Below are 19,423 nucleotides of genomic sequence, written 5' to 3'. Positions count from 1 at the left end.
TCGACAAGGCCGGCTGCGGTCGGGTGGAAGCCGCAGGCGTCGAAGTAGAAGCGGCGCAGACCCAGCCGAGGCTGTGGCGGTGAACTCGCCGCGCCACTTCACGCCTGCGGCACCACCACGGTGCCGGTCGCGCGGGTGGCGACGATGGGCTCGGACAGCACTTCGGCGGCGGAGGCGCCCTTGTCGGGGGTGGCGCGGCACACGACCCGCAGCTCGAACGAGACGCCACGGGAGCGGGTGCCGATGCGGGTCAGGGTGGCGGTGGCCTCGACGACGTCGCCGGCCCGCAGCGGCGCCACGAACTGCACGGAGTCGTAGCCGGCGAACAGGCCCTCGTCGCCGTCGGTGCGGATGCACAGCTCGGTGGCGACGTCGCCGAACATGCCGAGACCGTAGGCGCCGTCGACGAGGTTGCCGCCGTAGTGCGCATGCGAGTAGGGAACGTACCGCCGGTGCGTGACGGAGAAACCCTCGACCAAGCTCACGCTGCAACGCCCTTCTGCGCGATGGTGTGCACGAGATAGCTGGCGACCTCGCCAGGGGTGGTGCCCCGGCCGAAAACCCGGTCCACGCCGAGCTCCCCGGCCATCAGGGGGTCGAAGCGGGGGCCGCCGGCGACGAGCGTGGGCCGTTGCGAGCCCATGGCCTCACGGAAGGCGGCGGACATCTCCTGGGTGTTGAGGATGTGCGCGTCCCGCTGGGTGACGACCTGCGACACCAGAACGGCGTCGGCCTTCTCCGCCCGGGCCCGCTTCACCAGCTCCGGCACGGACACCTGAGCGCCCAGGTTGATCACCCGGAGCTCGCGGTAGTACTCCAGGCCCTTCTCCCCGGCGAAGCCCTTGATGTTCAGGATGGCGTCGATGCCGACGGTGTGCGCGTCGGTCCCGATGCACGCCCCGACGACAACCAGCTTGCGCCCCAAGGAGTTCTTCACGGTGGAGTTGACCTCGTGCGGCGACAGCAGCGGATACTCCCGCTCCACCACCTTCACCTCGTCGAGGTCCACCAGGTGGCTGACCGACCCGTACACGACGACGAAGGTGAAGTCGGAGCCGATGGCGTGCGAGTGCACGACCATCGCGGGGTCCATGCCCATCTTGTTGGCCAACTGCTGGGCGGCGCCCTCCGCCCGAGGCCCGTGCGGAACGGGAAGGGTGAACGACATCTGCACCATGCCGTCGCCGGTGGTGTCGCCGTAGGGCCGCACGTACCGCTTCTCGCTCACTGGCCCGCCTCCAACAGCTCACTCGCCGGGTTCACGTACCCGTCGGCCTTGGCCACCACACCGTCCGCGCCCTTGCCGCCGTCGGCGGGACGCTTCATCAGCCCGAACGTGCCCTCGGCGATCGCCCGCAGCAGGCCGTCGTCCACGATCCGCTCCAGCAGGTCCACCGCCTCCCCCAGCACCTGCTTGGCCCGCTTGACGATGAACCCGTCCGGCGACGGCCGGAAGTCCTCGGCCAGGTTGCCGGCCGCGCCCAGCACGTACTTCACGTTGGCCAGCGCCAGGTCCCGATCGGACAGGAACGGCGTCACCACCGCCTCGGTCATCATGCCCACCAACAGGATCGACTGTCCGGTGAGGACACCGGCCAGGTTGAAGAACCCGTCCAGCAGGTAGCCGTTGAACACGTCGCCGGTCATGTGCTTGGTCGGCGGCATCCACTTCAGCGGCGCGTCCGGGAACAACTCGCGCGCCAGCAACGCGTGCGCCAGTTCGAGGCGGAACGAGTCCGGCACCTTCGGGTTGATCTCGAACGCGTGCCCGAGCCCCAGCAGCTCGTCCGGCAGCCCGGCCTCGTGCGCGAACCGCTCGTTCAACAGCTGCGACACGGTGACGGTGTGCGCCGCCTCGACCGCGTCGGCGGTGGTGAGGTAGTTGTCCTCGCCGGTGTTGATGATGATCCCCGCCCGCGCGTGCACCTGACGGGAGAACCGCTGGTCCACGAACGTCCGGATCGGGTTGATGTCGCGGAACAGGATCCCGTACATCGAGTCGTTCAACATCATGTCGAGCCGCTCGAGACCGGCCAGCACGGCGATCTCCGGCATGCACAGGCCCGACGCGTAGTTGGTCAGCCGCACGTACCGGCCGACCTCCTTGGACACGTCGTCCAACGCCGCCCGCATGATCCGGAAGTTCTCCTGCGTGGCATACGTGCCGGCGAAGCCGTGATGGGTGGCGCCCTCCGGCACGTAGTCCAGCAGCGACTGCCCGGTCGACCGGATCACCGCGATGATGTCCGCCCCGGCGCGCGCGGCGTTGCACGCCTGCACGACGTCCTCGTCGATGTCACCGGTGGCCACGATCAGGTAGATCCACGGCCGCTGCGGCGGATCCCCCAGCTTCGACACCAGTTTGTCCCGCTGCGCCCGGTTCCGGTCGACCGTGCGCAGGCCCTTCGCGACGGCGGTCCTGGCTGCCTTCTCGGCGCGCGCGGCGTCCTTGCCGGTGGGAACCGTGAACTGGATCTGCCCGGCGGCTGTCGCCTCGGCCAACTCGGTCAGCGAGCCCAGGTCGTGCTCCCGCAGCGCATGGAACGCCGGTAGCACCGACCCGTGCTCCAGCCCGCACTGCTCGCGGATCGTGTCCACCACCCGGTTGACCCACGGCACGTCACCCGCCCGATGTGTGGTGTCCGCACCGGTGATGCCCGCCAACCGCAGCGTCGCCCGCTCCACGGCCACCGTCGTGTGCGCCCGCGCCAGCGCGATCACCGGCTCCGCCGCCCGCGCCGCCAGCTCCCGCGCCCGCCCGGTGACCTCCGGGTCCAGATCCAGCAACGTCACCCAAGCGCCCCTTCCCGTTCGTAGATCACCCGACCGCCCAGCACCGTGCGCAGGCACTCCGGCAGCGCCGCCCCCGGCTCCAGCACCGGCAGCGCCGGCACCCGCGACCGGGGATCCGTCGACCACCGCTGCACCCGCGAGTCCGACGCCCCCACCACAAGCTCGTCCGCACGCCACACCGCGTACGTCGCCGGCGCACCCGGCACCAACGTGCCCGTCACGCCGTCATCCACCCCGGCCGCACGCCACCCGCCACGCGTGTGCGCCGTGAACGCCGCACGCGGCGACACACCGAAGCCGTCAGTGCGGTGATGCACCGCCGCACGGACGGTCTCCCACGGGTCGACCGGCGTCACGGGCGTGTCCGACCCCAGCGCCAACAGCGCACCGGAGGCCGCCAGCTGCGAGAACGGGTTCAACCGCGTGCCCCGCTCCGCCCCGAGACGCTGCACGTACATGCCGTCCGGGCCGCCCCACGTCGCGTCGAACAGCGGCTGCACCGACGCCACCACGCCCCAGCTCGCCAACCGCGCGGCCTGCTCGGCGGTGACCATCTCCACGTGCTCCAGCCGGTGCCGGCACGCCGCCAACTCCGGCGCGCCCACCTGCTTCTCCGCCAACTCGAAGCCCGCGATCACCTCGGCCACCGCGGCGTCACCGATGACGTGGAAACCCGCCTGCAGCCCGGCGGCGGTGCACGCCAGCACGTGCTCGGCGATCGCCGCCGCGTCCAGGTACAGCGCGCCGGAGTTGCCCGGATCGTCCACGTACGGCGAGCACAACGCCGCCGTCCGCGATCCGAGCGCGCCGTCAACGAACAGGTCGCCGGCGGCGCCGCGAGCGCCGAGCGCCTTCGCGGTCTCCACGCCGCCAAGCTCACCCCAGTAGCCGACAACCTGCGGGCCCGTGCCGAGGGCGAGCAGCTCCGTCAGGTCGTCGGCGCTGGAGATGTCCGGCCCAGCGCACTCGTGCACGCTCGCCACGCCACGCGACGCCGCCAGCGCCAGGAACGCCTCCTGCGCCTGCCGCCGCTGCGCCGGCGACACCGCATCCTTCGCCGCACGCCGCACCTCGTGATGCGCCGCCCGCGACAACGGGCCCGACTCCGACCAGCCATCACAGTCACGGGCCTTGGGCGCAAAGGCGATCAGCGCGGAGGACGCCAACGCTGAGTGCACGTCGATACGGGACAAGTACACCGGACGGCCATCAGCCGCCTCGTCCAGTTCCGCGCGCGACGGCGCACGGCCCTCGGCGAACCGCGTCTCGTCCCAACCGTGCCCCCACACCGCCGCCCCCGGCGCGGACCGAACCGCCGACAGCACGTCCGCGATGGAAGCGGCGGCGGTCAGGTCCACCCCGGTCAGCAACAACCCCGCCGACGTCGCGTGCACGTGCGCATCCACGAACGCCGGCGCCACGAACGCCCCGTCCAGATGCACGACCTCGGCGCTGTCGCCGTACAACGCGACACCAGGCGTGTCCTGACCCACCCACACCACGGTCCCGTCCGCCACCGCCATCGCGGTCGCGTCCGGGGACGCCGAGGAGTAGATCCGGCCGCCGACCAACAGGGTTGTCTGCACGATGCTCACGACCCGGCAGTCTGCCGCTCCCGGCCACGGAACAACGCCAGCACCCCCGGCGTCCGCCGCGCCAGATCCAGCGCGAACTCCGCATGCCCTGGCACATACCCGTTGCCGATCAGCATCTCCACGTCCGCCGCCACCCCCTCGGCCCCCAACGCGGCCGCGGAGAACGACGTCGCCATCGAGAAGAAGATCACAGTCCCACCCGGCGCCGTGGCCAGGATCGCCCCGTGCTCGCAGCCCGAGACGTCCACGCAGACCACGGTCACCTCGACCGGTTCACCCACCGCCTCCGCGACCGCCACCGGGTTCCGCGCGTCGGCAACCACGACCTCGTCAGCAAGACCCGTCCCACGGACGGCATCCGCCTCGCCCTGGGTAGGCACGAGCGCCACCAGCCGCGTCGCGCCGGCGGCACGGGCGGCCGCCAGCGACAGCGAACCCGACTTGCCGCCGCCACCGAGCACACAGACCGACTTCGCGCCCTTCGACCGCACGACCCGATCCGTCAGGGCGGGGGCGCCACAGACGTCCAACACCGACAACGCCAACTCGTCGGGCATGTCCTCCGGCAACACCGCGGCGATCGACCGTCCGAACAGGACCGCCGTCCCCTCACACGGCACCTGCTCACCCAGACCGTCCCACCGCGACAGACCATCGGTGATCCGCAACGGCGTCAACGTCAACGACACCAACGTCGCGATCCGGTCACCGACCTTCAACCCGAGAGGAGAGTCGGGACCGACCGCCGACACCGTGCCCAACAGCATCCCACCCGACCCCGTCACCGGGTTCTGCATCTTCCCGCGCTTCGCCACGATGTCGAGCACGGCCTGGCGCACGGCAGCCCCGGAGCCGTGCGCCTCCCTCAACTGCCGGTACGACGCGGCGTCGAGGTTCAACCGCTCCACCGCCACCACGACCTCGTCCGGCCACGGCGACGGATCCGCGTCCAGCACGTCGGCCTGCTGCGGCAGCACGCCCGCGGGCGCCAGCACCCGGTGCAACCCGATCGGCGACCCGGTCACGTCACCTGCCATCCCGAACTCCTTTGTCACTAGACGCGGCCACGCCGGAAGATTTACGTTCAGCCGACGCTCTGGCAGCATATCTTTACGGAACCCTGAGGGCGAGGAGTAGGGATGACAGCGCTGTACGAGACCCGTGCCGCCGCGGTTACCACTGCGGCCACCGCCGCCGACCAGCAGCCGTACGAGTACGTACGCCGCGAACTCGTCGAACCGGACTGGCGACGCTTCCCGGGTTGGCGCGACGTCACCGACGCCCAATGGCGCGACGCGCAGTGGCAACGGTCACACTGCGTCAAGAACATCAAGCAGCTCCGCACCGTCGTCGGCGACCTGCTCACCGAGCGCTTCTACGACGACCTGGCCGCCGACCAGCAGAACCTCGCCACCATGTCGATGCTGCTGCCGCCCCAGATGCTCAACACCATGGCCATCGACGCGGAACCGGAAGCCACGGCCTTCACCGAGGCCTTCTACGCCGACCCGGTCCGCCGCTACATGCTCCCCGTGGCCAGCGACCGCATGACCACCTGGGCCAGCCACCCCCACAGCGCCCGCGACTCACTGCACGAGGCCGAGATGTGGGTCGTCGAAGGCCTCACCCACCGCTACCCCACCAAGGTCCTCGCCGAAATGGTGTCGACCTGCCCCCAGTACTGCGGCCACTGCACCCGCATGGACCTGGTCGGCAACTCCACCCCACAGATCGACAAGCACAAACTCCTACTCAAACCGGTCGACCGGCAAGACGCCATGATCGACTACCTCAAGCGCACCCCCGGCGTCCGCGACGTCGTCGTCTCCGGCGGCGACGTCGCCAACATGCCCTGGCCCCAGCTCGAGTCCTTCCTCATGCGCCTGCTGGACATCCCCACCGTCCGCGACGTCCGACTCGCCACCAAGGCCCTCGCCGGCATGCCCCAGCACTGGATCCAGCCCAAGGTCGTCGAGGGACTCGAGCGCGTCGCCCGCACCGCCCACCGACGCGGCGTCAACCTCGCCATCCACACCCACGTCAACCACGCCCAGTCGGTCACCCCGCTGGTCGCCGAGGCCGCCCGCACCGCACTCGACGTCGGCGTCCGCGACGTCCGCAACCAGGGTGTGCTCATGCGCGGCGTCAACAACACCCCGGACAAGCTGCTCGACCTGTGCTTCGCCCTCCAGGGCGAGGCCAACATCCTGCCGTACTACTTCTACATGTGCGACATGATCCCCAACGCCGAGCACTGGCGGCTGGCCGTCTGGGAAGCACAGGAACTCCAGCACGCCATCATGGGCTACCTGCCCGGCTACGCCACCCCGCGCATCGTCTGCGACGTCCCCTACGTCGGCAAGCGCTGGGTCCACCAGCTGTCCGAGTACGACCGCGAGCTCGGCATCTCGTACTGGACCAAGAACTACCGCACCGGCATCGAACGCGACGACGCCGAGGCACTGACCCGCCACTACCCCTACTACGACCCGATCTACACGCTCGACCAGGCCGGCCAGACCTGGTGGAGCAACCAGGAACGCTGACCAGCAGCGGGCCGCCGACGCCCACGTCGGCGGCCCGCTCGGTCGACGGGATCAGCTCGCGTCCGGGGCGACCAACACAGGCAGCTCGGCGTCGAACATCCGCCCGAAGGTCGGACTCGGCAGGATGAAACCCTGCGGCCGGGCCGAGTCGGCGACCGAGTACGCCCACTCCCCGGTGCGCTGGCGCTGGGCCGGCGTGCCGTGGTGGCTGAGCGAGGCGAACCCGCAGTCGCCCACGTTGTAGTACACGCCCAGGAACTGTGTCACCCGCTTCGTCTGCATGGCCGCGCCCCGCGCGTGCGAGAGGAAGTACGCGCTGAAGGCGTCGGCCATCAACTCGACCCGACGGCTGGCCTCCGGCGAGGTTTCCGACCCGATCAGGTCGTCGGCGAACTGCACCTGGTGGCCGTACTCGTGAGCCAAGATCGCCTGCGGCGCCACGTCACCCAAGCCGATGGCCGCGTAACCGGCGAGAACGCCGTCCCCCATCGCGATCCGGCGACCGCCCAACTCCTCGGCCGACGTCGCGTACGAGTTGAACGTGAACAGCGGGAAGTCGCCCCCGTTGAACTGAGGGACGGACCGGACCAACTGCGCGACGAGGTCGGCCAGGCGAGCCGCATTCGCGGCCGACGCCCCGTACACGACCTGGAACACCCGCGTCATCCGGGCCTTGTCCACCATCACCGAGCCGTGCATCGGCACCAGCAGAACGCCGTTCGAGTCGATGTCCCAGAACCGCCGCAGATCCTTGAACGTGTGGGTGACCGGAATGGTGAACTCGCCGGCCGGGCCGTAGACGGCCGGGTCCTGGGGATCGTTCACCCGCGAGTCCCAGGTGACCACGTCGAGCAGCAACAGCGTCAGGGCAGCGCCGAGCTGTTGCTGGTTGAGACCCTGCAGCGTGCCCCGAAGCCAATCCTGCAGCGGCGTCGACGCGGGGCAGTCGTAGTCCCCCGGATTGATCAACTGGCGGACAACCTGCACCGCGTCCGAAGCCGGCACGCCGGCTGCCGCAGCCCTGGACTCCAGATCGGGAACCAGGGCCCGGATCTCGTCCACCGCGGACTGGATGTCAGCCGAATCGCCGGCGAGGATCGCGGACCCGGCCGGGGCGACCGTCGCCGCTTGAGCGGGGACGGCCGAAAGCCCGGCGGTCAGCGCGACACCGAGCGCGACCGAGGCGATGGCTCTTCTCATGAGGGCACTCCAGAGATCGAGAACGGCTTGGGCAACCGCGCATCTGGCGACGAGGCGGTGCGTGCGGCTCAGTGTGCGGCCGAGTTCAGCCAGGTGGTGGTGCCCGACACTGGCGAAATCCGGCGTGGCAGGAAACTGACGTCACCTTCCCGCCATGCCGGATTCCGCCAGTCGTCCCCCTTCCACCCGCCCGAAGTCCTTCCGACACTGGGCCCGGTCGTCAGCGGAGCGGCCGGCGAGGAGGATCCCGCGATGCTGCTGCCGCCGAGGCCCGGCGTGAACGCGTCGCCACCCACGGCGACCGACCCGTTTGACCAGGTCACCGGCGGTATGCGGCGTGGTAGAACAGCACACGTGGAATCGCTGCAGGCTCTGGGTGTCTCGGTCGGCGCCGAGGCGATCTACCTCGACCTGATCGAGCACGGCGAGTCGACCAAAGCAGAGCTCGCCGAGCGCCGCGGGCTCATCGAGACGGACCTCGAACCGTTACTGCTGGAGCTCACGGCGATCGCCCTGGTCGAACAGCGCGAGGACAAGGTGGGACCACGCCCGCCGCAGCTGGCGCTCGAGGCCTTCGCCCAGCGCCACGCACGCCAGGCCGAACTGGCACGGCAGAGCGCGACAAAGCTGACCGAGCTGTGGTCCGCGGGAGCCGGCCAGCGCCGCTACCTGGAGATCCTGCCCGGCTTCGCAGCGGCCCGGGCCGTTCTCGACTCCGCGTTCGGAGAAGCCGGCGAACGGGTCCGGGCGATGACCATCGGCAACCAGGCGACCGCACAGCACCGCATCGTCGACGGCCTCTTCGAAGCGCTCGAGCGCGGCATAGTCCTCGAAGTCATCTACGGCGCGCACGTGCTCGAAGATCCCGAGGCGCTGCACAAGATCCAGCAGTGCGTGGACGCCGGCGAACAGGCCCGGGTATTCCCCCACATCCCGTTGAACGTCACGATCGTCGACGACCGGTGGGCGCTGGTCTCGGCCCGCAGCGAGGTGCGGCTGGGCAGCCAGCACACCGTCGCGGCCGTCGTGGTGCACCAGTCCCCGTTCCTGGAAGGCCTGGTCGGCGTCTTCGACGCGTTCTGGCGGATGGCCGTGCCGCTGTCCGCCGACGCCGACCCGGGCGGCGGTCTGAGCCCGGAGACGAAACGGCTGCTGACCTGTCTGAGCGCGGGCCTGACCGACGAGTCCATCGCCCGCGAATTCGGGGTCAGCGAACGGACCATCGCCCGGCGGATCAGCCGCCTGCAGGAGACCCTCGGCGCACAGACCCGGTTCCAGCTCGGCGTCCAGGCGTCCCGACAGGGATGGCTGTGAGTTCCCACCGCGTGCCATCGACGCACTGTGGCCAGTAGCGGCCCCTCACCCGTGAACATTTCACCTCTACCGTGAAGGGATACCTCAACGGCAGAGGCCGGAGTCGCCTTCTCCCCACGGAGAGGCGACCACCTCCGCACCGAAATCACGTCGGTCGAAAAGTTCACGAGAGGAGGAATTCGTGGTCCCACACAAAGCGGTGACGCCAGCCGCCACAACAGCGCCACATGCCCGAACCACGTCCGCCGTTCTCAGTCGGCTTGCCGTCATGATCGTCGCCACCGTCGCCGCCCTGCTCCTGGGGACCTCGACCGTCTCCGCCCACGCCGCCGGCCAAGCCGCGCCCGCCCAGCACGGACAGCACGCAGTTCCGACGCCACCCGCCGGAACGGTGGCCTTCTACCGGCTCTGGAACCCGACCACCGAACACCACCTCTACACCACGTCATGGGCCGAAGTGCTCAGGTCGATCCAGGACCTGGGATTCAAGTACGAAGGTTCCGTAGGCTACGTCTACCCGACGAAGGTCCCCGGAACGGTCGAACTCTACCGACTTCGCAGCGGCGCCGACCATCTCTACACCGCCTCATGGGAAGAGATGATCGAAGCGATCCAACATGACGGCTACAAGTACGAAGGCGTCGCCGCCTACGTCTATCCGACAAAGGCCGCCGGCACCATCGAACTCTACCGACTGTGGCATCCGATAGCCCAGGACCATTTCTACACCCAGGTGTGGAGTGAAGTGATCGAGTCCATCCAGAACAACGGCTACAAGTACGAAGGCGTCGCGGCCTACATATTTCCCGCGTAGGAACCCCCGGTGACCCGAGCAGGCGGTCCGGGCCGGCGCGCCCCACCCCAGCGCACGGCCCTCCGCCCCAACCCTGGCCTGCCAGGCAGCACCATCCGAAGCCGGGAAGGGACCATTCCTCCACTCCGAGCGGAGGAATGGTCCCTTCCCAGCCTCACAAGCCGGTGGCCTAGACTCTGGCACCGATGCGGAACTTCCTCCGCCGGGCCGCGATCATCCTGATCGTCTTCCCGGTTTTCGCCCTGCTCCTGCTCACCGGCGACAACCGCATCACGGCCCCACCCGTGCCACCCGAGAACGCCCCGCACGCCGTCGTCGCGCTCGGCGACTCCACCATGTCCGGCGAGGGCGCCGGCAACTACACCCCCGACACCGACGGCCCCGGCGGCGACTGGTGCCACCGCTCACCCCAGGCGATGGTCCAGCACATCAAGCTCGCCGACGTCACCAAGATCTTCAACTTCGCCTGCTCCGGCGCAGGAGCCCAGGCCATCCGCCTCAACGGCCCGCACGGCATCGAACCCAGCCAGGCCGCCCAGCTCGCCGCGATCGCCGGCACCTACCGCATCGACGCCGTGGTCGTCGCCGTCGGCGCCAACGACGACCCCCAGTTCGGCCCCCTGCTCACCAACTGCGTCAACGCCATCTTCGCCGTCACCAAACCCGGCTGCGGCAAGGAGGTCGACCCCACCTGGCCGGGCCGCGTCAACGCGATGGTGCCCAAGGTCGTCGCCGCCCTCCGCGACATCCGCCGCGTCATGATCGAGCACGGCTACCCGGACAGCGCCTACCAACTCGTGCTCCAGTCCTACGCCGCCCCCGTCGCCCCCGACATGCTGCGCAGCCTGCAGAACGTCGGCGGCTGCCCGCTGCGCAGCGACGACCTGCGCTGGGTCCAGGACCGCGGCGTCCCCATCCTCAACGACGGTGTCCGCCGCGCCGCCGAACAGGGCGGCGCCCGCTTCCTCGACCTGTCCCGCGCCGGCGTCGGCCACGAGGCCTGCACCGGCGGCCAGGAATGGTTCACCCGCCTCACCGTCAACTGGGGCGACTTCCAGGACAACAACCGTTACGCGCACGCCCTGCAGCAGTCCTTTCACCCCAACGCCGCCGGCTACACCGCCTTCGCCCGCTGCATGAGCCAGTTCCTCACGCTCACCCAGCGCCAAGCCGCATGCGTGCCCGACGGCCACGGCTCGCTGCAGCTGGCCCTGCCCAGCACCTGACGGTTCGGCGGCCGCCGAACTCAAAGTTGCCTAGCTTGGGTGCATGCGCGCCAACCCGCTGGCGGAAGTCGCCGCCGTCCTCGCCGACCCCACCAGGGCCGCCATGTGCCTGGCCCTGATCGACGGCCGGGCCTGGACCGTCGGCGAACTCGGCAAGATCGCAGGCGTGACGCCGCCCTCGGCCACCGAGCAGGTCTCCCGGCTTGCCGACGCCGGGTTCGTCGAGACGGTCCGCCAGGGCCGACACCGCTATGTGCGGCTGACGGACTCCCGTGTGGCGGAGCTGATCGAACAGCTCACCGAGCTGGCCGAGAACCCGATGCCCCGCCCGACCAGCCTCCGCGCCTCCAAGCGGGCCGAACGCCTCGCGTACGCCCGCACCTGCTACGACCACCTCGCCGGACATCTCGGCGTCGCCCTGCGCACCGGCATGCTCACCGCCGGCCTGATCGACACCGCCAGCGGCCTCGCGCTCACCGCCAAGGGCCACCGGGTGCTCGACGACCTGGAGATCAAGCTGCCCGGCGGCCGCCGCCCGCTGCTCAAGGACTGCCTCGACTGGACCGAGCGCCGCGAACACCTCGGCGGCTCGCTGCCCGCCGCACTGCTGCAGCACGCCGTCGACCACGGCTGGGTGGAACGCGGTGCCGACCGCAGCGTCAAGCTCCTCGACGCCGAGGCGTTCGCCGCCCTTGGCGTCGAGGGCTTGTAGTTGTTTTTGTGCTTGTCAGAGCACTGTATTTAGTCGTCACTGAAGCTATAGTGATATTATCCACCTAGAGATCACGAGGTGCCGCCCGCAGGAACTCCGTCGCCACCGGCTCCCAGACCGCCGCCCCGTCCCCGTCGCGCACCACCCGGCCGAACGCCTGGTCCCCGAAGTGAGCGCCGAAGCCGAGCGTGCCGGGCCGCTCCAACTCCCCCAGCACGCGCGCCCGCGCCTTGAGCACTCCCTCGCTGTCGGTGTCCGGCGTCGACCCCCACTCGGGATGCGTGATCTGTGCCGGCGTGTGAAAGCTGTCGCCGAACACGACGATCCGGCCGGCCTCCGCCGACACGATGAACGACGAGTGCCCCGGCGTGTGGCCCGGTGTCACGATGGCGTGCACACCCGGCCAGACCTCCTCCCCCTCCCCGATCAGCTCGTGGTTGCCGCGCATCGGCACCACGGTCGTCTCGGCGATCACGCCCGGCACGGTGACGCCGTGGTCGTGCGGCGCCCACTCCTGCGCGGCGACCAGGTAGCGCGCGTTCGGGAAGAACTTGCGGCCGTCGACGAACGCCCAGCCCACGTGATCCAGGTGCAGGTGCGTGTAGGCGACCGTGTCGATCTCGCCGGGGTCGACCCCCAGCTCGGCCAGGATGTCCGGCAGCGAACCGCTGTCGGCCGCGCCGAACGGCTCCTTCCCCACCGACAGCGGGCCCCGGAACGGCCCGAGGCCGGCGTCGATGAGCAGCTTGCGGTCGCCCCGCTCGACCAGCAGGCCGCCGGCGGACGCCGCGACCCGCCCGTGGGCGTCGAGCGCCTCGGGGTGGTCGCGCCAGTACTGCGTCGGCGTCGTCGGGAAGAAGGCGCCCGCCACCATCGCCATCGCGCCGTCGACCACGTAGGTCAGGCGCACATCGCCCAGCCGCAGCCGGCGCACAGCGGACTGCTCGTTCAACAACCCCAGTTCAGCCATGGATCTTGTTGTACCGGCCCGCCGGGTCTTCCTGGCCGATGTTCGTGTCGTTCAGCGAGACCTGAGACCCGTCTCATACGGCTGTATTCAGTCGTCACTGAAGTCATAGTGCTGCTGTACGTACCTAGTGGTAGGTACACTTTTCCGCATGTCCACCCGCGACCGGCTGGTCGAGAGCACCCGGGAGCTGCTGCGCGAGCGTGGTTACGTCGGCACCAGCCCGAAGGCCATCCAGCAGCGCGCGGACGCCGGCCAGGGCAGCATGTACCACCACTTCGCCGGCAAGCAGGACCTCGCGCTGGCCGCGATCGAGCGCAACGCCGAGGACCTCACGGCACTCGCATCGGAGGAGTTGTCCTCCCCCGGCGCGCCCGTCGAGCGCATCGCGACCTGGCTGCGCCGGGAGCGCGAGGTGCTGCGCGGCTGCCCGATGGGCGTGCTCGTGCAGGACCCGGAGATCATCGCCAGCGACACGCTCCGCTCCCCCATCGCCGAGCACTTCGAGTGGCTACGCGGGCGGCTGCGGGAGATTCTCGCCGAGGACGGCCTGGACGTCCGGCTCGCCGACACGCTCCTGGCAGTGCTGCAGGGCGGTTACGTGCTGGCGCGGGCGGCCAACTCGACCGAGCCGTTCGGCGACGCCGTCGAAGGGGCCATCGCCCTGCTGGAGCGGGCGACCGCCGACTGACGGCCGCCCGCGTTCGTCACGGCAGGTGCCACACCTGGTTGGCGCTGCCGGCGCAGTCCCAGATCTGCACCTGGGTGCCCGGCGTCGTGGAGAAGTCGGTGTCGTCCAGGCACTTGTTGGACTGCGGGTTGTACAGGGCGCCGTTGGACTGCGGTATCCACACCTGCGCGCCGGTGTTGTTGCAGTCGTAGAGCTGGACCTTGGTGCCGTTGGCGGTGCCGCCGCCGGCGATGTCCAGGCACTTGCCCAGCACGTGCAGGGTGGTGCCGGCCTGGACGAAGGTCCACTGCTGCGCGGCGGTGCCGTTGCAGGTGTAGACCTGGATCGGGTTGCCGTTGGCGGTGCTCGCCGAACGGTCGTCGAGGCACAGGCCCTGGTAGCCGGTGATCGCGCCGCCGCCGGGCGGCGGGTTGGTGCCGCCACCGGTCGTCGTGTACGCGGCGACGTACTGGACGGTCATCGTGCCGCCGGAGGTCGTCGCGCCGGTCGGCGTGGTGCATCCGCACACGCCGTTCGGGAAGCCGCCGCCCATCGCCAGGTCGAACAGGATCGTCAGGTTGTGGTCGAACGCCTGCTGCCAGGTGCTGGCGCCGACCTGGCCCTCGGTCACCGTGAAGTACGCGGCGCCGTCCAGGTAGAACGTGATCGACTCGTTCGAGGTGTTCGTCCGGTCCAGGATCATGGTGTACGTGTGGAAGCCGGTCTGGCAGCCGCCGCAGTCGCGCAGCCCGCTGCCGATGCCGTTGCCCTCGTTGCACGGGCCGCCCGGGTACACACCGCAGTGGATGGTGCCGGCGACCTGGGACCGCGCGTTGACGTCCTCCATGATGTCGATCTCGCCGTTCTCCGGCCACTGCCCCTGACCGAGCATCCAGAACGCCGGCCAGTAGCCGAGGCCGCTGCCCGGGTTGGGCTGCTGGATGGACGCCGTCACCTCGAGCTTGCCGCCCGCGGGCGCGCCGGCGACGGCCGACGGGGTCTGGATCCGGCCGGAGGTCCAGTTGTTGCCGGAGCCCAGCGCGGTGATGTTCAGGTTGCCGTTTCCGTCGAGATGGACGTTGCTGGTCGAGTTGGTCATCGTCTCGATCTCGCCGGTGCCGAAGTTCGAGCCGGGACCGGTGTTGTACATCCAGTTCGACGAGTTGACGGGGCTGCCGGCCGGGCCGTTGAAGTCGTCGCTGAACACGGTGGTCCAGCCGGCGGGCGGCGCGGGCACGGCGCCCTGTGCCTCGGGGCCGGCGAACGCGGTGAGCAGCACCGTGAGGGCGCCGGTGGCAAGCAGGGCTACGCACCGTCTGAGCAGGGGTCTCGCAGGCAGGGTCATCGTTGACTCCACTGGGTCGGCGGTCGGGTCGGTGGCGGCCGACGCGGCAGGGGCAGGAGCTGCCAAAACCGATGGAAGCGCTCCCATAGCGCGACGGCAATAGCCCGTTCGACCTATCGGCCCAGAAAATCCGGACATGCGGCGCGGAACAGCGGAAAGGGCACGGCGCCGACCGCGACAGGACCCCCATCCAGACGGGCGACGCCGCGCCACCGGCCACTCTCCCGGCTACGCGGCGTCGAATCATCGGCTCATCGAGTGATGATCGGACCTGTTCGCTCACACGCCCGGCGGGCGGTCCTCGTACGGCGTCGACAGCACGACGGTGGTGCGGGTGGACACGTTGGCCTGCTCCCGGATCTGCCGCAGCAGGTCCTCCAGCGCGGTCGGGCCCGCGACCCGCACCTTCAGCACGTACGAGGCGTCGCCGGCGACCGAGTAGCACGCCTCGATCGCCGCCAGGTGCTCCAGCCGGTGCGGGTAGTCGTCCGGCGCGGCCGGGTCGATCGGCGTCAGCGAGATGAACGCCGTCAGCGGCAGCCCGACCTGCTCGCCGTCGACCCGCGCCGCGTACCCCTTGAGCACGCCGCGCTGCTCCAGCCGCCGAACCCGCTGGTGCACGGCGGACACGCTCAGGCCGACCCGCTCGGCGAGGTCGGTGAAGCTGCACCGGCCGTCCTGGGTCAGCTCCCGCAGGATGGCGCGGTCGATCGGCTCCAGCGGTGTTGTCACGAGGGCAGCACCACCAGGTCGTGCGGCTGGTTGTTCAACCGCTCCGCGCCCCGCTCGCCGACCACGACGATGTCCTCGATGCGGGCGCCCCAGCGGCCCGGCAGGTAGATGCCGGGTTCGATGCTGAACGCCATGCCGGTTTCGAGCACGAGGTCGTTGCCGCTGACGATGTACGGGTCCTCGTGCACGTCCAGGCCGATGCCGTGGCCGGTGCGGTGCACGAAGAACTCGCCGAAGCCGGCGTCCGCGATGACATCCCGCGCCGCCGCGTCCACCGCCTCGGCGGTGACGCCCGGGCCGGCGGCGTCGACCGCCGCCTGCTGCGCGGCCTTGAGCACCCCGTACGTGTCGACGACGTCGCCGAAGCCGGGCGTACCGACCGAATAGGTGCGCGTGGAGTCGGAGTTGTAGCCCTCCGGCACGGGGCCGCCGATGTCGACCACGACGACGTCGCCCTTCTCGATGACCCGGTCGGAGACGCCGTGGTGCGGGCTGGCGCCGTTCGGGCCGGAGCCGACGATGACGAACTCCGCCACCGTGTGCCCCTCCTCGACGATCGCCGCCGCAATGTCCGCGCCCACCTCGGCCTCGGTGCGGCCGGGGCGCAGCCACTCGCCCATCCGCGCGTGCACGCGGTCGATCGCCGCCCCCGCCTTGCGCAGCGCCTCGATCTCGCCGACGTCCTTGCGCATCCGCAGCTCACGCAGCACCGGGCCGGCGAGGCTCTGCCGGGCGTCCGGTAGCGCGTCGCGGAGGCCGAGGGTGTGCAGCGCCGGCATCATGTCGGTCACGGCCACCGACTTAGGCGCGCCTTTGAGTAGGTCCGCGACTAGTCGATACGGATCCTCGCCGTCAACCCACGTCGCCACGTGTACGCCGAGCTCGTCGGTCGGCACACCCGCGTAGCCGGGGTGCTCCAGCTTCGGCACCACCAGCGCCGGCTCGGCCGCGCTGCCCGCCGCCGGCAGGACCAGACAGGTCAGCCGCTCGAACGAGGAGCCACCCGCGCCGAGCAGATAGCGCAGGTCGGAGCCGGGGGACACGAGCAGTGCGTCGACACCGGCCGCGGCCGCCGCCTCGGCGGCCCGGCGGAAGCGGTCACGGAGCGACTCGACGTCGATCGGGGCTGCGCTGACGGACATGAGGCAAGAGCCTAGCGAGGTCGGGCCGCATGCGGATCATGCGTTCGAATCGGCGTCCGCCCGAAGGGGTACTTCCGGATAACTTTCCGGTCACCGACGAGGCACGCGTCCAGATGGCGGATGTTTCTACCGCCGGACCCCGGTTAACTCCATAGCTGTCACCCGATTGGGGGCTCAAGTTGGCGGCAGCCAGCTAGCCAGTAAACAGAGAGTGACCGCGAGGAGTAAATGATGTTCGTTTTGTGGACGTCAGTGCTCGTAGTGGTGGCGCTCGGATGCTGGGCGCACATCCTCCACCCGGCGCCGACACGGGCCGTGACCAGGCCGCTGAGCCTGTGGCGGACCCGCCGGTCCACCGACCGGCTGCTGCGTGAGCTGGCCGAGTCCGGGCAGCTGGTGCCGCCGCTGCCGCGGCGCGAGGACGACGCGCTGGCCAGCGGCAGGGTGACGATCGTGAACCGCAAGCCCTCCCCCGAGCCCGAGTCGTCAGGCGACCGCACCCCCGACGTGGTCGCCTGACGACTCGCCCACTTTCCCGTCCAGCTGCCGCCACACCGGGAACACGAACGGGCACAGCGTCGCCGTCAGGTAGAGCGCGGCGGCCGCCAGCAGCGCAGCGGTCAGTCCCGCGAGTTGCACCACCACGCCGCCCAGCAGCGCCCCGACCGGCATGCCGGCCAGCGCTCCCGCCGCCACCACGCCGAACACCCGGCCGCGCATCGTCTCCGGAACGCGCGTGAACAGCTGGCTCAGCAGGATCGGGTTGATCATGCCGAAGGCGAACGACGTCACCGCGATGACCGCGAGCAACACCGGCACCGGCGGGGCGGACGCCATCACCAGCAGCCTTGGCGCGCCGGCCAACAGGAACGCGGTCGCGTAGGTCCCCCACTTCGGTAATCGGTCGCCGACCGCGCCGTACGCCATGACTCCGCACAGCGCGGCCGCGCTTGACGTGCCCGCCACCAGGCCGAGCAGGACGCTGCTGTGCAGGACCTGCTCGCCGAACGCCGGCAGCAGGACCGAGGTGTAAGCACCGTCCAGGGCGTTCGTCAGCATCACCATGCCGACGACGGCGGCCAGCAGCCCGTCGCCGCGGAGGTAGCGCAGCCCCTCCCGGAGCTCGGCGAAGTGCCCGCGCGCCGACCAGGCGCTCGGCTCCTCCCGGGCCAGGCGGACGCGGATGAACACCGCCGTGAGCAGTGCCGATGCCAGGTAGGTCGCCGAGTCCACGTACAGCACCTGCGCCGGTCCGAGGAACGCGATCAGCGCGCCGGCGGACATGCCGCCCACCAGTCGCCCGGCTCGCGCCGAACCCTCGAACCAGCTCGACGCCCGCGATATCGGTGTGCCCGCCAGCTTCGCCGTCGACGGCAGCAGCGCGTCCTGCGCCGTCGCACCCGGCCCTCGGGTCAGCCCGAGCAGCGCCGTGAGCAGCACCAATGCCCACAACGGGAGCACCTGCAGCATGGTCAGCGCCGGCACCAGGCCGACCGCGATCGCCGCCAGGACGTCGGAGCCGACGCTCACCGATCTCGGCTGGATCCGGTCCACGATCGGACCGCCGAGTGCCGCCGCGACCGTCAGGCCCGCGACCTCCGCCGCCGCGACCAGGCCCGTCTGGGCCGCGCTGCCGGTCGTGTGCAGGACGAACCACGGGATCGCGAGCACCGTCATCGCCGTGCCGACAAGCGACACCGTCGTTCCCGCGAGCAGGGCCAACAGCGGCGTCCTCACCCGGACCGCCTGGTGCGGGGGAACGCCTGGATCTGCACGATCACCGTCTCGTCCCCCGACCGTTCCGGGCGGCGGTACTTGGCGATCACCTCGTGCAGCTCCGTCCGCAGCGCCACCAGCTCCTCCGGCGTGAGCGACACGTCCTGGTCCGACATCGTGAACGCCTCCCGCCATTCGTGCGGCCAGTCCTCGGCCAGGAACGTCGTCATCCGGCGGTAGTTGCCGGACGCGATCTCGTACAGGTACGCGTTCAGCGCGCCCGCCGAGTCGTCGTCGTCACGGAAGTCCTCGATCCGCACTTCGGTCGACTCGTATGCGGCCTTCCACCAGCGTTCGCGCTTGTTGCCGCGGTCGCTGTCCTGCTCGATGAGGCCGTGGTCGGCGAGCTGCCGCAGGTGCCAGCTCGTCGTGCCGCTCGTCTCTCCCACACGCTGCGCCAAGCCCGTCGCCGTCGCCGGGCCGTCCGCCCGCAGCAGGCCCAGCAGCCTGATCCGCAACGGATGCGCCAGCGCGCGCAGCGTCTTCGCGTCCAGCCTGATCTCGGTCACGAGGGTGACGGTACGGATGCAGAGGATCCTTTGCAGAGGTTTCTCTGCGATTGCCCTCGGCTCGGCGCTGTCGGGGGTAGCT

The 19,423-nt window shown here is 70.3% G+C and carries 19 protein-coding genes; 7 read left to right on the top strand and 12 right to left on the bottom strand.

The features are described from left to right. Window positions 1-98 precede the first annotated feature (98 nt). Genes kal through kdd form a run of 5 tightly spaced genes read right to left on the bottom strand, consistent with a single transcriptional unit; the run spans window position 99 to window position 5,425 of the window. Complete coding sequence (kal, locus tag BJ998_RS43890) at window positions 99-485, bottom strand: 3-aminobutyryl-CoA ammonia lyase (RefSeq protein WP_312890672.1); 387 nt, start codon at window positions 483-485, stop codon at window positions 99-101. After that, window positions 482-1,228: a lysine 5,6-aminomutase subunit beta gene (kamE, locus tag BJ998_RS49460; protein WP_184870088.1), complete on the bottom strand. Its 747-nt coding sequence runs from the start codon at window positions 1,226-1,228 to the stop codon at window positions 482-484. The genes kal and kamE overlap by 4 nt, the downstream gene beginning before the upstream one ends. Further along, a complete protein-coding gene (gene kamD, locus BJ998_RS43880) occupies window positions 1,225-2,793 on the bottom strand; it encodes a lysine 5,6-aminomutase subunit alpha (protein ID WP_184870087.1) in 1,569 nt (522 codons plus the stop codon). The genes kamE and kamD overlap by 4 nt, the downstream gene beginning before the upstream one ends. Next, window positions 2,790-4,379 (bottom strand): amidohydrolase, encoded by a 1,590-nt coding sequence (locus tag BJ998_RS43875; protein WP_376776075.1) that lies wholly within the window; start codon window positions 4,377-4,379, stop codon window positions 2,790-2,792. Before BJ998_RS43875 ends, kamD begins: the two co-directional genes overlap by 4 nt. A gap of 5 nt (window positions 4,380-4,384) precedes the next feature. After that, window positions 4,385-5,425, bottom strand: coding sequence for an L-erythro-3,5-diaminohexanoate dehydrogenase (gene kdd / locus BJ998_RS43870; RefSeq protein WP_184870085.1), 1,041 nt, complete (start codon window positions 5,423-5,425; stop codon window positions 4,385-4,387). Window positions 5,426-5,527: 102 nt separating this feature from the next. Here kdd and BJ998_RS43865 point away from each other — a divergent pair, with 102 nt between their 5' ends. Beyond that, window positions 5,528-6,934 (top strand): KamA family radical SAM protein, encoded by a 1,407-nt coding sequence (locus BJ998_RS43865; protein ID WP_184870084.1) that lies wholly within the window; start codon window positions 5,528-5,530, stop codon window positions 6,932-6,934. A gap of 51 nt (window positions 6,935-6,985) precedes the next feature. Here the strand turns inward: BJ998_RS43865 and BJ998_RS43860 are convergent, their stop codons facing one another. Beyond that, window positions 6,986-8,134 carry a neutral zinc metallopeptidase gene (locus BJ998_RS43860; RefSeq protein WP_184870083.1) on the bottom strand — a complete coding sequence of 383 codons (1,149 nt, stop codon included), beginning with the start codon at window positions 8,132-8,134 and terminating at the stop codon, window positions 6,986-6,988. Between the two features lie 354 nt (window positions 8,135-8,488). Between BJ998_RS43860 and BJ998_RS43855 the strand changes: the two genes are divergently transcribed. The 4 genes from BJ998_RS43855 (at window position 8,489) to BJ998_RS43840 (ending at window position 12,200) form a co-directional block, all read left to right on the top strand. After that, window positions 8,489-9,448: a LuxR C-terminal-related transcriptional regulator gene (locus tag BJ998_RS43855; protein WP_184870082.1), complete on the top strand. Its 960-nt coding sequence runs from the start codon at window positions 8,489-8,491 to the stop codon at window positions 9,446-9,448. 268 nt (window positions 9,449-9,716) lie between these two features. Further along, window positions 9,717-10,262 (top strand): hypothetical protein, encoded by a 546-nt coding sequence (locus BJ998_RS43850; RefSeq protein ID WP_184870081.1) that lies wholly within the window; start codon window positions 9,717-9,719, stop codon window positions 10,260-10,262. Between the two features lie 185 nt (window positions 10,263-10,447). Further along, window positions 10,448-11,488 carry a GDSL-type esterase/lipase family protein gene (locus tag BJ998_RS43845; protein ID WP_184870080.1) on the top strand — a complete coding sequence of 347 codons (1,041 nt, stop codon included), beginning with the start codon at window positions 10,448-10,450 and terminating at the stop codon, window positions 11,486-11,488. Window positions 11,489-11,531: 43 nt separating this feature from the next. Then, complete coding sequence (locus BJ998_RS43840; RefSeq protein WP_184870079.1) at window positions 11,532-12,200, top strand: ArsR/SmtB family transcription factor; 669 nt, start codon at window positions 11,532-11,534, stop codon at window positions 12,198-12,200. 64 nt (window positions 12,201-12,264) lie between these two features. Here the strand turns inward: BJ998_RS43840 and BJ998_RS43835 are convergent, their stop codons facing one another. Next, window positions 12,265-13,170 (bottom strand): MBL fold metallo-hydrolase, encoded by a 906-nt coding sequence (locus BJ998_RS43835; RefSeq protein WP_184870078.1) that lies wholly within the window; start codon window positions 13,168-13,170, stop codon window positions 12,265-12,267. Window positions 13,171-13,318: 148 nt separating this feature from the next. On the opposite strand from BJ998_RS43835, the gene BJ998_RS43830 reads away from it, so the two are divergent. Beyond that, entirely contained in the window at window positions 13,319-13,858 is a 540-nt protein-coding gene (locus BJ998_RS43830) for a TetR/AcrR family transcriptional regulator (protein ID WP_184870077.1), read from the top strand. A 16-nt stretch (window positions 13,859-13,874) separates the two neighbouring features. Here BJ998_RS43830 and BJ998_RS48320 read toward each other — a convergent pair whose 3' ends face one another. The 3 genes from BJ998_RS48320 to BJ998_RS43815 all read right to left on the bottom strand — a co-directional run bounded on the left by BJ998_RS48320 (window position 13,875) and on the right by BJ998_RS43815 (window position 17,056). After that, window positions 13,875-15,182 carry a ricin-type beta-trefoil lectin domain protein gene (locus tag BJ998_RS48320; RefSeq protein ID WP_184870076.1) on the bottom strand — a complete coding sequence of 436 codons (1,308 nt, stop codon included), beginning with the start codon at window positions 15,180-15,182 and terminating at the stop codon, window positions 13,875-13,877. Between the two features lie 279 nt (window positions 15,183-15,461). Next, window positions 15,462-15,914, bottom strand: a complete 453-nt coding sequence (locus BJ998_RS43820) for an Lrp/AsnC family transcriptional regulator (RefSeq protein ID WP_184870075.1) — start codon at window positions 15,912-15,914, stop codon at window positions 15,462-15,464. Continuing rightward, the gene (locus BJ998_RS43815) at window positions 15,911-17,056 is read right to left on the bottom strand and encodes a M24 family metallopeptidase (RefSeq protein WP_184870074.1); all 1,146 of its coding nucleotides are present in this window, start codon (window positions 17,054-17,056) and stop codon (window positions 15,911-15,913) included. The genes BJ998_RS43820 and BJ998_RS43815 overlap by 4 nt, the downstream gene beginning before the upstream one ends. Window positions 17,057-17,287: 231 nt before the next feature. Here BJ998_RS43815 and BJ998_RS43810 point away from each other — a divergent pair, with 231 nt between their 5' ends. Continuing rightward, complete coding sequence (locus BJ998_RS43810) at window positions 17,288-17,575, top strand: hypothetical protein (protein ID WP_184870073.1); 288 nt, start codon at window positions 17,288-17,290, stop codon at window positions 17,573-17,575. Here BJ998_RS43810 and BJ998_RS43805 read toward each other — a convergent pair. Beyond that, window positions 17,543-18,793, bottom strand: coding sequence for an MFS transporter (locus BJ998_RS43805; RefSeq protein WP_184870072.1), 1,251 nt, complete (start codon window positions 18,791-18,793; stop codon window positions 17,543-17,545). The two genes, BJ998_RS43810 and BJ998_RS43805, sit on opposite strands and share 33 nt — an antisense overlap. Beyond that, on the bottom strand, window positions 18,790-19,341 hold the full coding sequence (locus BJ998_RS43800; protein ID WP_184870071.1) for a winged helix-turn-helix domain-containing protein: 552 nt from the start codon (window positions 19,339-19,341) through the stop codon (window positions 18,790-18,792). Before BJ998_RS43800 ends, BJ998_RS43805 begins: the two co-directional genes overlap by 4 nt. Between the last annotated feature and the right edge of the window lie 82 nt (window positions 19,342-19,423).

Source organism: Kutzneria kofuensis, from assembly GCF_014203355.1.
Lineage (GTDB): Bacteria > Actinomycetota > Actinomycetes > Mycobacteriales > Pseudonocardiaceae > Kutzneria > Kutzneria kofuensis.
The sequence above is the reverse complement of the archived record's forward strand: the minus strand, read 5'-3'. Positions and strand labels throughout refer to the sequence as shown.

Coding starts and splice junctions, on each gene's coding strand:
- BJ998_RS43810 (WP_184870073.1), top strand. CDS start 17,288: ATGTTCGTTTTGTGGACGTCAGTGCTCGTAGTGGTGGCGCTCGGATGC.
- BJ998_RS43815 (WP_184870074.1), bottom strand. CDS start 17,056: ATGTCCGTCAGCGCAGCCCCGATCGACGTCGAGTCGCTCCGTGACCGC.
- BJ998_RS43850 (WP_184870081.1), top strand. CDS start 9,717: ATGATCGTCGCCACCGTCGCCGCCCTGCTCCTGGGGACCTCGACCGTC.
- BJ998_RS43845 (WP_184870080.1), top strand. CDS start 10,448: ATGCGGAACTTCCTCCGCCGGGCCGCGATCATCCTGATCGTCTTCCCG.
- BJ998_RS43865 (WP_184870084.1), top strand. CDS start 5,528: ATGACAGCGCTGTACGAGACCCGTGCCGCCGCGGTTACCACTGCGGCC.
- BJ998_RS43860 (WP_184870083.1), bottom strand. CDS start 8,134: ATGAGAAGAGCCATCGCCTCGGTCGCGCTCGGTGTCGCGCTGACCGCC.
- BJ998_RS43840 (WP_184870079.1), top strand. CDS start 11,532: ATGCGCGCCAACCCGCTGGCGGAAGTCGCCGCCGTCCTCGCCGACCCC.
- BJ998_RS48320 (WP_184870076.1), bottom strand. CDS start 15,182: ATGACCCTGCCTGCGAGACCCCTGCTCAGACGGTGCGTAGCCCTGCTT.
- kdd (WP_184870085.1), bottom strand. CDS start 5,425: ATGGCAGGTGACGTGACCGGGTCGCCGATCGGGTTGCACCGGGTGCTG.
- BJ998_RS43835 (WP_184870078.1), bottom strand. CDS start 13,170: ATGGCTGAACTGGGGTTGTTGAACGAGCAGTCCGCTGTGCGCCGGCTG.
- BJ998_RS43830 (WP_184870077.1), top strand. CDS start 13,319: ATGTCCACCCGCGACCGGCTGGTCGAGAGCACCCGGGAGCTGCTGCGC.